Origin of the sequence: Bacillus cereus group sp. MG1 (assembly GCF_040460035.1) — a bacterium.
GTDB lineage: Bacteria > Bacillota > Bacilli > Bacillales > Bacillaceae_G > Bacillus_A > Bacillus_A cereus.
Genome location: NZ_JARVGY010000003.1, coordinates 101,707 through 115,022, shown reverse-complemented (window position 1 = coordinate 115,022; position 13,316 = coordinate 101,707). Strand labels below are relative to the sequence as shown.

The following is a 13,316-nucleotide window of genomic DNA, read 5'->3' as shown; positions in this document are numbered from 1 at the left end:
ACTAACATCATATGAATCGGCGTTGATAGGATTTAGTAGTATTTCGATTTCTGATTTCAGAGAGCTGGTGGTCGGTGCGAACCAGTACAGAGCGAATTATGAATTACCCCCTGGAGCTTCTTTTACGAAACGTGAGGAGTAGTGAAGGACGGTTATAGACCGTTATGTCTAAAGAGTGGTGAAACGACACTGTTTCACAATTTAGGGTGGTACCGCGAATTTTTCGTCCCTGCATATATTGCAGGGGCGTTTTTTATTTTATAAGCGCATATCATATGACCCTTTATTTTGTGATACATTCATTTCACAAGCTAGGGTGGTACCGCGATTTCTTCGTCCCTGCATAATTATATGCAGGGACGTTTTTTTATCCAATCATTTCCGCATCATATAGAAGAACTAACAATTACCGGTAATTTGTCACAAAATTCTAAATTTTAGAAGGAAATATACAATATTGGCGAATTTTATATAAAAAAGAGCTATTTCACATTACTTAGGAGGGGAAAACAATGGTTTCAAAAATTGAGTCTGTTCTTTTAACAATTTTTATCTTTTTCTGCATTGGCTTTAGTGTTATCAAATTAGAAGTTTCACCACACATCCCGATTTTATTTGGCATCGTTCTTTTATTAGCGTTTGGATTTATGAAAAAAATTGATTGGTCTACTATGGAAAAAGGAATGATAAGTAGTATTTCAGCTGGTATTCCATCTATATTTATTTTCTTACTTGTAGGCGTATTAATTAGCATTTGGATCGCAGCTGGAACTATTCCAACTTTAATGGTATACGGCTTCCAACTTGTATCTCCAAAAATTTTCGTTCCAACTGTTTTTGTTGTTTGTGCAATTGTTGGAACGAGTATCGGTAGTGCATTTACAACTGCTGCAACTGTAGGACTTGCCTTTATGGGAATGGGTACTGCCCTTGGATACGATCCAGCTCTTATTGCTGGGGCAATTATTTCTGGGGCATTCTTCGGAGATAAAATGTCTCCTTTATCTGATACAACAAACTTAGCGCCTGCTGTAACGGGTGTAGATTTATTTGAACATATTCGTAACATGCTTTGGACAACAGTGCCAGCTTTCATTATTGCTTTTATCGCATTTTTCATTTTAGGAAGCGGATCTGGTGGAAACGTTGATTTCTCAGCATTTATTAACACATTAGAAAAAAATGCAACGATTTCTATCGTTACACTGATTCCTATTTTATTACTGTTCCTATTCGCATTTAAAAAGGTACCCGCAGTTCCAACATTACTTGCAGGAATTGTGGTAGGGATTATTATTCTCTTTATTTTTAAACCTAGCACTTCTTTAGCTGATTTAATAAAAATTATGCAAGACGGTTACGTTTCTAAAACTGGTATCAAAGATATTGATAGCTTATTATCTCGCGGTGGCCTGCAAAGTATGATGATGTCAATTGCTCTTATTTTCCTAGCTCTTTGTATGGGAGGATTATTACAAGGAATGGGTATTATAGCGCAGCTGATGAATATTATCTCTAGCTTCGTAAAAACTAGTACACGCTTAATTATTTCTACTGCTTCAACTGCAATTGGTGTAAACTTCTTACTCGGTGAGCAGTACTTATCCATCGTTTTAACAGGACAAGCATTTGCTAATAAATACGATGAAGTCGGTTTAGAACGTCGTAATTTATCACGAGTATTAGAAGATGCTGGTACAGTAATTAATCCACTCGTACCATGGGGTGTAAGTGGCGTATTCTTAACAAACGTTCTTAGCGTTCCAACATTCGATTACCTGCCATACGCAATCTTCTGTTTAGCATGTCCAGTCGTAACCATTATCGTCGGCTTTACTGGATTCGGTCTTTCATGGAAAAAAGAAAAAGCAGTACCAGTTTCATAATATAATAAAAAGGATTACCAAATCGGTAATCCTTTTTATATTTCTCGACTATCTATTCGCTTTCTTTCTTCTAAATAACATAAGTAATCCCGCTCCAACAAACGCAAGACCCGCTCCAATTGTAGAAGCAATACTTGCACCTGTTTTCGGTAAATCACGTTCATCTTTTTCAGCTTCTTTATTTTCACTTACAGTTGTTGTTATTTCTTTTGTATTTTGATCATCTGTTGTAGTTTGTCCAGATCCAGTATTGTTTCCATCTTGTTTTGGTTCATTACCATTATTACCTTCTTCTGTTGGTGGTGTTGGGTTTTCTCCATTACCTGTTGGCGGTGTTGTTGGATTTTCTCCCCCACCTGTTGGCGGTGTCGTTGGATTTCCTTCACCAGTTTCTTTATCATCATTTTTCTTCGTTATATCAATTGCATATTTAGCAAATTCATTTTCAGATGGTCCAACATATGATATGTTCCCATCTTTCTTTATATACTTTTGTGCATTTGGTGAAGAATCAAATGTTGTATTTAATTTATCTGCAACAATCGGTTTAAACGTCCAATTTTGATCAGCTGCTGGATCAATATTTTTTATTTTTTGCATATACTTCACAATGATTTGACGTGTTTCATCTTGTGATTGGTATACAACCTCCCCTTTACTTACACCTGGGAACGTTTGACTACTTCCACGATAGTTATTTGTAGCGACGATGAACTTTTGATCATCAGCTACTGGCTTACCTTCATATGTCATATTTACAATACGATTCGTATTTGCATTTACAACTTTTCCATCTTTATCGTATTTCGCTGGTTGTGTTACATCAATTTCGTATTTTAAGCCATCTAAAATATCAAAGTTATATGTAGGATAGCCTATATTTACTAACGGCTGTTCTTCTGTTTTCTTTGGATCAATTTGATTAAACTGACCTGCAGACATTTCAAGCCATTCTTTCACTTGTGCCCCATTTACTTTTACAGCATATAACGTATTTGGATACACGTATAAATCTGCAACGTTTTTAATTGCTAACGTTCCAGCTGGAATATCCGTATAATATGTAGCACCGTTTCGGCCACCTGCTTTAAATGGTGCGCCTGCAGATAAAACCGGAATATCTTTAATCTCTTCGTACTCTGGTTTTTTAAGTTCTTGTTCTACATACCATTTTTGCGCATTTGTCACAATTTGTACGGAAGGATCATCTTGTACTAATGAAAAATAACTATTAATTGGTGCTTTCGTTTTACCTACAGGTGTATTTACATAGTCGATTGTCGCTTGATGCTCATCTTTAATTTCATTAACTAATTTTTGATCAGATTCTACTAATGGGGTACCTTTACTATTAGCAATCGGGCGAAGTTGTGGCTTAGATTGGTCTTTTTGTACTTCCCATTTTCCGTTTACCTTTTTCAATTGCATATCAATAATACCTAAGTTACTTCCAAAGACACCAGGCATTACAACTGGAACACCATTAAATACATCCTTCACTTCAGTATGTGAATGTCCCATTAATACTGCATCTACGCCAGGAACTTCTGTCGCTAAATAAAACGATGAATTTTCCATTCCTTCGTTGTATCCACTCTTATCAACACCTGAATGCGCTAGTGCAACTATAATATCCGCACCTTGCGCCTTCATTTCCGGAACTAATTTTTTCGCTGTTTGCACAATATCTTTTGCCTTTACTTTTCCTTCTAAATTCGCTTTATCCCAATTCATAATTTGTGGTGGAACAAATCCCATTACACCAATCTTCACTATTTGTTTTTGGCCTGCTTCATCCACTACTTCTTTCTCTAAAATATGATATGGTTTATCAAAGTAATGCTCGTCATTCTCATCATTACCATCATGGTCATCTATATAGACATTCGAGTTAATAACCGGGAAATCCGTTTTTTCAATCACTTTATTTAAATAATCTAAACCGTAGTTAAATTCATGATTCCCAAGAGAGATGACGTCATACTTCATTAAATTCATTACACGATATAATGGATGTGTATAACTAGGATCCACACGATTCTTCTGATCTTTTATTTTATTTGCTACATAATCTCCAAGCGGTGTCCCTTGTAATGCATCCCCATCATCAAATAGGACAGAGTTCTTCACTTCTTCACGTGCTTTATTAACGAGTGTTGCCGTTTGTACGAGACCTACTTTATTATCTGTTTTCGTTTGATAATAATCGTAATTCATTAAGTTAACGTGAATATCTGATGTTTCTAGAATTCGTAAGTTAACTGTACTCTCCCCAGTGTTCTCATCTGCATGAGCTGTTGCTGGCATTACTTGCGGTGCTATAACACCAATCGCAAGAGTTGCTCCAGCCAGCATTTTTTTTGACTTTTTCACAAAAAATCCCCCTTATACAATTACCAGAAATAATGAAATGAATCCCTATCTGTCTCTAACCACATACCTTTTTTCTTCTATTAGAGACACAATTTTCATTTCATCCTGCGCTAACGAGTAGTCCCCTTAAACGCCCGATTGATGAAGACTAACAATTAATAGGAAATAAAGCTCCCACTCATTAAAGTTTCACCTTATCTGACATTATCATATATAAAGTTCTTTCCTATCGTCAATATTTTTTGACAAACTTCAACAAATTTTCTGTAAAGTTATTATAAACTTTTCATAAACATATAATATGCCCTTACATTGCTAATACTGCTGAATATGATACAATTACCAATTACAAGGAGGATGAATTTATGAAAAAAGTCATCTTAACAATTGTTTGTCTCCTCCTTCTGATCATTTCTTATTCTTATTTTGAAAAGAACGACGAGACAAAACAAAATGAATCTGAAGAAAAAACAGAAAAAACATCTGCCCCAAATTGGATTGATAAGCAAACAAACGAATCTTTTTATCATCTTGTATTAGGTGATTCACTCGCTAAAGGATATGGATCGACACAAGGTGGATTTGCTGAATTAGCTTCTAAGCAAATAGAAGCACAAATTCATAAACCAATTACAGTAGAAAACCTTGGGGTAAACGGTCTTACAACAGATCGTCTCGCTAAAAAAGTTCAATCAGAAGATGTAAAGGAAAAAATTAGAGCAGCAAATATAATTACAATTAATATTGGAGGAAATAATTTATTTCGTTTAAATCGTGATGTTGGTGTTATAGATGGTATAAAAATGTTAAATAAAGAAAAAGCCCATTTTGAAGCGGATATAAAAAGTATTGTAAAGACAGTTCGAGATCAAAATCCGGACGCTTTACTCATTCTCTCAGAACTCTATAACCCGTTACAACTCGATGACTCCATCGCAAGTTATGCAGATATGTTTTTAGATGGCTGGAATGAATCTGTTTATTCCATTTCCAAAGCAAATCAACCATCTATCGTTTTACCAATTCGCAAATTAATATCAAATGATAAAAAAGAGTTATTATTTGACCAAGTACACCCAAATGATAACGGCTATGCAATTATTGCCAATACATTTACAAAGCAAGTGTTATCCTACAAATATTAAAGCGACCATGAAACAATTCTATTTTTATAACATGTCTTTTTTGTTACAATGATAGTGGAAGGGGGCCTTTATATGGAATCACGCGAGTGGGAACGTATTGTTGATCATCTTCTTTCGCTAGTGCCTCTTTTTTATCGCAAATTTATGCTTCCTGGAGAATTTTCTTCTCAAAGACATATGCCGCCATCACATACACAAGTATTACTGCTTTTGCATGAAAACGGCACATTAGCAGTTTCCGAAATCGGCAAGCGGCTAGCGATTTCACGGCCTAACATGACACCTCTATTAAACAAACTTATTCAAGAAGAACTAATAGAGCGTCATTATAGCGAAAAAGATCGACGGGTCATTTTAATTTCTCTAACAGCTGAAGGGAAATTATTAGTAAATCAGTATCAGCAATTCATTTTAGACAAACTAAAAGAAAATTTCCAAACATTATCTGAGGAAGAGCGCGAAAAGCTCATTCATTCTCTTCAAACCATTCAAAATTTAATTTTGAAAACAAACGTATAAAGCTGCTTCTAAATAGAAGCAGCTTTATGATTCGTAATAATTACCATAGTATACATTGGAATATGGCCATGTTGTTAAATATGGTTTTTTTTCCTGTGTAGGCTGTTGTGTTGGTAATTGTGGTATTTGTGATAATTGCTGTAATTGTTGTTGCCGATATAATTCGTATTGTCTACTCGTATCATAAACCGGATAATAATTTACATATGGATATACTTGAGGTACGTAATAATAATACATTATCCTCTCCTCCTTTTTCTTAAACATATTCAAAGGAGAAAATGAATGTGACATTGTTTATAATTGTACAAGTGGTTCTCTCACTCGTTTCTTCCTTTTCTTCAAACGTAACTTACGGTTCTTTTCGTATAAATAATGCACAACGAAATATGAAATGAGACCAAACACAACTCCTAAAATCGTCATTCCAATTAATACATACACTTCACTTTGTAATAAGCTCTTTAATATCGTAAAAATGTGACTTGAAAACAAGTCCGATATCGTAAATGGTTCATGATGAATTTTCTGTACATGAAATGGATAAATCATTTTTCCTAGCGCATACGCAAGCGGAAATAAAAATACTGGGAGAAACGATATTTTCCCAATAATATTGCCAATAACTGCCGCAGGAAAAGATCCCTTTGCTAACCTGACGATTGGATAAAATATTACATATACGAGCGATGCCGTATAAATGACTAACATTTCTAAGCCGAATCCTATAGCAAACCCTAACGATACTTTCTTTGCGCCTTCTGGCGATCGAAGCAACTTATAATATTGAAACTTTAATATTCTCCACATCCGCTGGAAAAACGAATATGTTTTCTTAGTTGTTTTCACCCTCATCATCTCTTTAACTATATTTTTATATGTAGTATGTCCTTACACACTCTGAAAAACAAATTTAGTTTTCTCTTTTATTATAAATGATATCGAAATGGTTAACCAAATATACATCCGACATTTTAATATAAAAAAACCTCCCTTTTAGGAAGGCTCTTCTACATTTTTAAATAAACTCACTAATAACGCTTTTTGAGCATGCAATCGATTACCAGCTTGCTCAAAGACGATAGACTGCGGTCCATCTATAATTTCTCCTGTTACTTCTTCTTCACGATGGGCAGGTAAACAGTGTAAGAAACGATATGTTTGCTTCGCATGCTTAACAAGTTCGTTATTGATTTGGTAAGGTTGAAATAAAGTATACTTCTCTTCTTCGCCCTCTTGCCCCATGCTCATCCAAACGTCAGTATAAATGAAATCTGCTTCATTCACCGCTAATTCAGGATCATGCAAAACTTCAATTTCAGCTCCTGTTTCCTTGGCAATTGCTAACGCTTTTTTTACAATCTCTTCATTCGGTTCATACCCTACAGGCGTTGCCACAGTCATATGCATTCCGACTTTTGCACTCGCTAGCAACAATGAATGACATACATTATTTCCGTCACCTACGTAAGCCAATTTTATTCCTTTAAATGTATTTGTTTCTTCGTATATCGTCATAAGGTCTGCCAATGCTTGACAAGGATGGTGATCATCCGTTAAACCGTTAATAACAGGAATACTCGATTCTTTTGCAAGCTCTTCTACATCCGCGTGTGAGAATGTACGTATCATGATCCCGTCAATATACTGCGATAATACTTTCGCAGTATCTGAAACGCTTTCTCCTCTTCCCATTTGCATCTCTTTCCCACTTAAAAACATACCATGTCCCCCGAGCTGTACCATTCCTGCTTCAAAAGATACACGAGTACGAGTTGAATGCTTATCAAAAATAAGCCCTAATATTTTGCCTTGTAATAAAGGCTCTTGCTTATTCTTTTTTAAATATATAGCGAACTCAATTAAAGAAATAATTTCTTCTTTCGTTAATTCTTCTAGTGTTAAAAGATCTTTCGTATTTAATTTCGGTACTTGTACAGTTGACATGAAACTTCCCCCTTATATGATTGATACGTTTTTTGTACAAACTACTTTTTTTATTATATATACTGCCTGTTCTAACTCTTCATTCGTGACAATGAGTGGCGGTAATAGTCTTATCACATTAGGACCTGCTTGTAATACGAGAAGTCCTTCGTTTTCTAGTTGTTCTATAAAACTTGCAACTTCATGCTTACACTCAATCCCAATCATAAGCCCCTTACCACGTATATTTTGAATACATTCGACATGCTGTAATTCCTCTTGCAACTTCTCTAATACGTACTCGCCTTTTTCTTGTACTTCTTTTAAAAACGATGGTTTTTCACTTACTTGCAATACTTCTTTCGCTGCAGCCATCGCGATGTAATTCCCGCCAAAAGTTGAACCGTGTGATCCTGCAGTAAACGACGCTCCGAGCTCTTTCCGGCCAATCATCGCTCCGACAGGAATCCCATTCCCAAGCGCCTTTGCAACGGTAACGATATCAGGCTCTATTCCCACTTGTTCATAAGCGAATAGTGTTCCAGTTCTTCCTATCCCCGTTTGTACTTCGTCTATAATAAATAAGGAACCGAACTTATTACATAATGTTTCAATCTCTTTCAAAAAAGATAGATCAGCAAGTATTACTCCTCCCTCTCCTTGAACAACTTCTACCATTACCGCCGCAACTTCTTCATTCATTACTTCCTCTAATGCTTTAATATCGTTAAAAGGGATATGTAAAAAAGATGGAAGTAATGGACCAAATCCTTCTTTTACCTTATCTTGGCCCGTTGCACTCATCGTTCCAAATGTTCTACCGTGAAAAGACTGCTGGCATGTTACGACGAGAGATTTTCCAGTATGCTTACGTGCTAACTTTAAAGCCGCTTCATTTGCCTCTGCCCCACTATTACAGAAAAACACATAATCTAATTCTCTATTTTCTGTTAATAATGACGCAACTTCTTCTTGCAAGCTGTTTGTAAACAGGTTAGATATATGCCATATATCATCAAGTTGCTCTTGTACACCTTTGAGAACAGTAGGGTGACAATGTCCTAAATTACATACGCCAATTCCTGATGTGAAATCTAAATATTCCTTACCGTTATTATCAATAACTTTCGTTCCAGTTCCCTTTACAAACTCAATAGTTCTTCTGCCATACGTTTGAAAAAGATGACTCGTCATGCAATACTCACACCTTTCGTTACCGTCGTTCCAATACACTCTCCCGTAACCTCAGTAAAATCTTTTGTACCATTCACAATACTTATCTTTTGCACTCCCATTTTTAATGATGCTAGTGCCGCCTGTACTTTCGGAATCATCCCACCTGTAATAACACCTGTTTCTATAAAAGTAGCAATTTCAGATTCATCCGTTTCCTTTACCAAATTCCCTTCATGTAATATTCCATCTACATCCGTAATAAAAATAAGCTCTTTTGCCCCTAACGCAGCCGCAATCCCAGCTGCAGCATTGTCCGCATTTATGTTATAAACTTCATTACCATTTACCCCGATTGGAGCAATAACAGGAATATACTCCATATTCATTAATCCTTTTAATAAGGCTGTTTCTACATAACTTACTTCCCCCACATATCCTATCTCTTCACTGACAGGTTGAACTTGAAGTAAATTGCCGTCACATCCTGAACAACCTACCGCAAGTAAATTATGCTTTTGTAAATTCATTACGAGTTTTTTATTCGTACTTCCGCATAGCACCATTTGAACAACATCCATAACTTCTTTTGGTGTTACGCGTAATCCATCTCTTTTTTCTACGTTGATGTTACAATCTTTTAATTTGGCATCAATTTCTGGCCCACCACCATGAACAATCACTACTTTATACTTCTGTTGCAATTTCTTTATACATTCAAAAAACACAGCTTTTAATTGATTCAACATACTACCGCCGCATTTCACTACAATATATTCGCTCATCTTCTCTCTCCTTATGTACGATAACAAGCGTTTATTTTCACATATTCATAGCTTAAGTCACAGCCCCAAGCTGATCCTGTCTCTTCTCCTAAGTGTAAGTACACATTAATGACTATTTCATCTTCTTGTAATCTCTCTTTCATTTCTTCTTCAGAAAATGTTTGAGGCTCACTATTTTTTAATACCAATATAGATTGAAGAGTAATGTCAATTGTATTCGGACTAATAGCTACTTCACTTTGTCCAATACTGCTAATAATTCGTCCCCAGTTTGGGTCTTCACCATGTATTGCTGTTTTCACAAGACTCGAACCGACTATTTGCTTTGCAATTTTTTTTGCCTCTTCATTCGTTTGAGCTCCTAGCACATTTACTTCTATTAACTTCGTAGCGCCTTCACCATCTTGCGCAATTTTTTTTGCTAAATCTTCACATACCTTCTGTAAAGCACATACGAAAGTTTCCCAATCTGTATGTTCCATATTTATCGGCCTTGTTTCTGATAATCCACTTGCCATAACGATGACCATATCATTCGTAGAAGTATCTCCATCTACCGTAATTTGATTAAATGTATGATTCGTAATTTGGGATAATGCCGTTTGCAATACGTCATGCTCTATATGAGCATCTGTCGTAATAAAACTAAGCATCGTTGCCATATTCGGATGAATCATCCCTGAACCTTTTGCAACACCCGCAATCGTCACTTTCTTCCCATCAATAATCATTTCATAGCAAGTTTCTTTCGTTATGAGATCCGTCGTTAAAATTGCTTCAGAAAAAGAATATGCTTCACTTTCTTCCTTCGTCGGTATAAGAGTTGCAACTCCCTTTCGGATTATATCCATCGGTAGCGGAACACCAATTACACCTGTTGAAGCTACTGCAACGTAATTTTCTTTCAATCCAAAATGTTCCGCCCCTAATGTGCGCATCTCGTATGCGTCTTGTAATCCTTTCATTCCAGTACAAGCATTTGCATTTCCACTATTAACGATAATTGCTTGTAACTTCCCTTCTGCCGTTATACTATCCTTCGTTACTTGCAAAGGGGCTGCTTGTATTTGATTCGTTGTATACACAGCGGCACATGATGCTGGTACGTCACAAACGATTGCCCCTAAATCCTTTTTCAGACCATTTGCAGTACCAATTGCCGAAAAGCCTTTCGGCGTTACAATTGAACCATTTTCTAATTTTGTAATAGACGCTACTTTAATCATCATGTCCCCCTTATAGATAAAGCGGCATATGTTGTAAACCTGTTGTCTCTTCTAGTCCCGCTATTATGTTTGCATTTTGAATCGCTTGCCCAGCCGCGCCTTTCATCATATTGTCTATAACAGAAACGACCGTAACTATTTCTGTTCTTTCATCGTAAGCTATGCCAATATCACAATAATTTGAGCCTCTCACTTCTTTTGGACTTGGAAATTTCCCTTGCGTACAAATTCGGATGAAAGGCGATTGTTCATACGTTTCTTCATACAATTTTTGAAGTTGCTTTATTTCCATCTTTTGTTTTACTTTTGCATAAAGTGTAATCATGATTCCTCGTGATATCGGTATTAAATGTGTGCTAAATGTAATTGGCTGTAACTCACTATTCCATTCTGTAAGCATTTGCTCAATCTCTGGAACGTGCTGATGCTGGTTTACTTTATAGATGTGTAAGTTATCGTATAGCTCAGGAAAATGAGTCATTGTTGTTGGTGTTTTACCTGCTCCTGATACCCCTGATTTCGCGTCAATAATAATCGAATCTTCTTCAATCCTGCTACTACGTACTAACGGTGCTATCGCTAGCAATGTGGCTGTAGCAAAACATCCTGGGTTTGCAATTAAATTTGCCTTTTGAATCTTAGTCCTTTTCCATTCACTTAACCCATACACTGCTTTTCTAAGAATTTCTTCTTTCGCTGCTGGCCTTTTATACCACAGTTCATATGACGAAGGATCTATCATACGAAAGTCTCCAGATAGGTCAATTACTTTTAAACCTTCTGCTAATAACTTGGGAGTTAACTCCGCCGATACTCCTGCTGGTGTTGCTAGAAATACGATTTCTGCTTCTTTCCCTATTGTCTCCACATCAATTTCTTGTAACGTATGAACGAGGACATTTCGAAGATGCGGATATACATTTGTTATACACTCACCAACTTGTGAAAAAGAATGAAGAGATGCTATAGAAAAATATGGATGTTGTTCTAATAAACGAATTAACTCAATGCCCCCATATCCAGTGGCTCCAATAATTGCGACTTTCATAAGTTCCTCCTCAAATCGATTCTTTAAATTAAGTATGATTATAATATTGTATATTTATAGAGTCAATTAAATATTTATAAATTTTTAAAAGTAAAAAAACTTAATTTCACTAGAAAAACATTACACACAACCGAATTTTTATACAAAAATAGTGCATGGTAGTTTTTTTATTTCACTTCAAGTACAATAAAACAATACATACGTACATACAGGCGGGAAAAAATATGAACGAAAAATTAATTGAGAAAATGATTATAAAAAGTTTTCAGCAATATCAATGCAGTCCAATATCAAAAGAAGATCAGGAAATGCTAATTAAACATATTCAAACGATAATTCATTCAAATACTGAAATTGATGTATACGAGGCAGTTGAGGATATCGTTTACGATTATGTGACTGGAAAATAAAAAAATAGGAGATTTCCATATGGAAACCTCCTATTTTTTACTTAATGATTTACCTGCTACACGTTCAAATAAACCTGGGAATAAAGCATAAAGTTTCGGTCCAATTCCCATCCACTTCGGTAAGTTTACTTCACGTTTTTTCGTGTGCATCGACTTTACGATTTGTTCTGCTACGTATGTTGGTTTTAACATGTAACGTCCCATATTCTTTACATAGGTACCAGATTGATCCGCTATTTCAAAAAAGTTTGTATCTATCGGACCTGGATTAATTGCTGTAACATAAATATCTGTATTCGCTAATTCCATGCGTAAACTATTCGTAAATCCTAATACAGCATGTTTCGTTGCTGCATACGCACTTGATTTCGGAGTTGCAATTTTTCCGGCAAGGGAAGCAATATTAATAATATGTCCTTCGTTCTTGTTTACCATATAAGGTAGTACCGCTTTCGTACATGCTACTAATCCAAATACATTTACTTGGAACATATCTTTTACTTCATCCATTGACGCATCTTCAAACGTTTTAAAAATACCAAATCCCGCATTGTTTACTAATATATCAATACGTCCTACTTCTTGTAATACCTTTGAAAAAACAGACTGTACTTCCATCTCTTCACTTACATCTAATACATAATAATAGCAAGGCGTATTATAAGTTTCTTTAATTTTGTCTACTAACGCTTGTAGTTTCTCTTCTGTTCGAGCCATTAATACGGGAGTCGCTCCCTGTGCTGCAACTTGCATTGCAACTTGCTCACCAATCCCACTAGAAGCACCTGTAATGACGATTACTTTATTTTGTAAACGTCCTGTCAT

Annotated in this window: 13 protein-coding genes and 1 other annotated feature; of the genes, 4 read left to right on the top strand and 9 right to left on the bottom strand. The window is 35.8% G+C overall.

Annotated features, from left to right (window positions below; translation table 11 throughout):
• Positions 1–13: 13 nt before the first annotated feature.
• Positions 14–234: a binding site (T-box leader), on the top strand.
• A 278-nt stretch (positions 235–512) separates the two neighbouring features.
• Positions 513–1,886, top strand: a complete 1,374-nt coding sequence (gene nhaC, locus QCI79_RS30465; RefSeq protein WP_000253716.1) for a Na+/H+ antiporter NhaC — start codon at positions 513–515, stop codon at positions 1,884–1,886.
• A 48-nt stretch (positions 1,887–1,934) separates the two neighbouring features.
• Here the strand turns inward: nhaC and cpdB are convergent, their stop codons facing one another.
• A complete protein-coding gene (gene cpdB, locus QCI79_RS30460) occupies positions 1,935–4,259 on the bottom strand; it encodes a bifunctional 2',3'-cyclic-nucleotide 2'-phosphodiesterase/3'-nucleotidase (RefSeq protein ID WP_021728428.1) in 2,325 nt (774 codons plus the stop codon).
• Positions 4,260–4,624: 365 nt separating this feature from the next.
• Here cpdB and QCI79_RS30455 point away from each other — a divergent pair, with 365 nt between their 5' ends.
• Both QCI79_RS30455 and QCI79_RS30450 read left to right on the top strand, forming a co-directional pair.
• A complete protein-coding gene (locus QCI79_RS30455; protein WP_000755850.1) occupies positions 4,625–5,404 on the top strand; it encodes a GDSL-type esterase/lipase family protein in 780 nt (259 codons plus the stop codon).
• A gap of 72 nt (positions 5,405–5,476) precedes the next feature.
• On the top strand, positions 5,477–5,923 hold the full coding sequence (locus QCI79_RS30450; protein ID WP_000445819.1) for a MarR family winged helix-turn-helix transcriptional regulator: 447 nt from the start codon (positions 5,477–5,479) through the stop codon (positions 5,921–5,923).
• 24 nt (positions 5,924–5,947) lie between these two features.
• On the opposite strand, the gene QCI79_RS30445 is transcribed toward QCI79_RS30450, so the two are convergent.
• The 7 genes from QCI79_RS30445 to argC form a co-directional block, all read right to left on the bottom strand.
• A complete protein-coding gene (locus tag QCI79_RS30445; protein WP_000291957.1) occupies positions 5,948–6,163 on the bottom strand; it encodes a hypothetical protein in 216 nt (71 codons plus the stop codon).
• Between the two features lie 57 nt (positions 6,164–6,220).
• Entirely contained in the window at positions 6,221–6,781 is a 561-nt protein-coding gene (locus QCI79_RS30440) for a DUF2062 domain-containing protein (RefSeq protein ID WP_002005691.1), read from the bottom strand.
• Between the two features lie 138 nt (positions 6,782–6,919).
• Positions 6,920–7,870, bottom strand: a complete 951-nt coding sequence (gene argF / locus QCI79_RS30435; RefSeq protein WP_000108852.1) for an ornithine carbamoyltransferase — start codon at positions 7,868–7,870, stop codon at positions 6,920–6,922.
• 12 nt (positions 7,871–7,882) lie between these two features.
• Positions 7,883–9,043, bottom strand: coding sequence for an acetylornithine transaminase (locus QCI79_RS30430; RefSeq protein ID WP_000200557.1), 1,161 nt, complete (start codon positions 9,041–9,043; stop codon positions 7,883–7,885).
• Positions 9,040–9,807 (bottom strand): acetylglutamate kinase, encoded by a 768-nt coding sequence (argB, locus tag QCI79_RS30425; RefSeq protein ID WP_000006080.1) that lies wholly within the window; start codon positions 9,805–9,807, stop codon positions 9,040–9,042. Before argB ends, QCI79_RS30430 begins: the two co-directional genes overlap by 4 nt.
• 11 nt (positions 9,808–9,818) lie before the next feature.
• Positions 9,819–11,033 carry a bifunctional glutamate N-acetyltransferase/amino-acid acetyltransferase ArgJ gene (argJ, locus tag QCI79_RS30420; RefSeq protein WP_000598375.1) on the bottom strand — a complete coding sequence of 405 codons (1,215 nt, stop codon included), beginning with the start codon at positions 11,031–11,033 and terminating at the stop codon, positions 9,819–9,821.
• 10 nt (positions 11,034–11,043) lie between these two features.
• A complete protein-coding gene (gene argC / locus QCI79_RS30415) occupies positions 11,044–12,081 on the bottom strand; it encodes an N-acetyl-gamma-glutamyl-phosphate reductase (RefSeq protein WP_000861253.1) in 1,038 nt (345 codons plus the stop codon).
• A 224-nt stretch (positions 12,082–12,305) separates the two neighbouring features.
• On the opposite strand from argC, the gene QCI79_RS30410 reads away from it, so the two are divergent.
• Positions 12,306–12,491: a YqzH family protein gene (locus tag QCI79_RS30410; protein WP_001003219.1), complete on the top strand. Its 186-nt coding sequence runs from the start codon at positions 12,306–12,308 to the stop codon at positions 12,489–12,491.
• Between the two features lie 30 nt (positions 12,492–12,521).
• Here the strand turns inward: QCI79_RS30410 and QCI79_RS30405 are convergent, their stop codons facing one another.
• On the bottom strand, positions 12,522–13,316 hold the full coding sequence (locus tag QCI79_RS30405) for an SDR family NAD(P)-dependent oxidoreductase (protein WP_000147791.1): 795 nt from the start codon (positions 13,314–13,316) through the stop codon (positions 12,522–12,524).

What these genes read in the sequence shown, in the direction of transcription:
- QCI79_RS30440 (WP_002005691.1), bottom strand. Translation starts at nt 6,781, where the DNA reads ATGATGAGGGTGAAAACAACTAAGAAAACATATTCGTTTTTCCAGCGG.
- QCI79_RS30430 (WP_000200557.1), bottom strand. Translation starts at nt 9,043, where the DNA reads ATGACGAGTCATCTTTTTCAAACGTATGGCAGAAGAACTATTGAGTTT.
- argB (WP_000006080.1), bottom strand. Translation starts at nt 9,807, where the DNA reads ATGAGCGAATATATTGTAGTGAAATGCGGCGGTAGTATGTTGAATCAA.
- nhaC (WP_000253716.1), top strand. Translation starts at nt 513, where the DNA reads ATGGTTTCAAAAATTGAGTCTGTTCTTTTAACAATTTTTATCTTTTTC.
- argC (WP_000861253.1), bottom strand. Translation starts at nt 12,081, where the DNA reads ATGAAAGTCGCAATTATTGGAGCCACTGGATATGGGGGCATTGAGTTA.
- QCI79_RS30410 (WP_001003219.1), top strand. Translation starts at nt 12,306, where the DNA reads ATGAACGAAAAATTAATTGAGAAAATGATTATAAAAAGTTTTCAGCAA.
- argF (WP_000108852.1), bottom strand. Translation starts at nt 7,870, where the DNA reads ATGTCAACTGTACAAGTACCGAAATTAAATACGAAAGATCTTTTAACA.
- QCI79_RS30405 (WP_000147791.1), bottom strand. Translation starts at nt 13,316, where the DNA reads ATGACAGGACGTTTACAAAATAAAGTAATCGTCATTACAGGTGCTTCT.
- QCI79_RS30455 (WP_000755850.1), top strand. Translation starts at nt 4,625, where the DNA reads ATGAAAAAAGTCATCTTAACAATTGTTTGTCTCCTCCTTCTGATCATT.
- QCI79_RS30445 (WP_000291957.1), bottom strand. Translation starts at nt 6,163, where the DNA reads ATGTATTATTATTACGTACCTCAAGTATATCCATATGTAAATTATTAT.
- QCI79_RS30450 (WP_000445819.1), top strand. Translation starts at nt 5,477, where the DNA reads ATGGAATCACGCGAGTGGGAACGTATTGTTGATCATCTTCTTTCGCTA.
- argJ (WP_000598375.1), bottom strand. Translation starts at nt 11,033, where the DNA reads ATGATTAAAGTAGCGTCTATTACAAAATTAGAAAATGGTTCAATTGTA.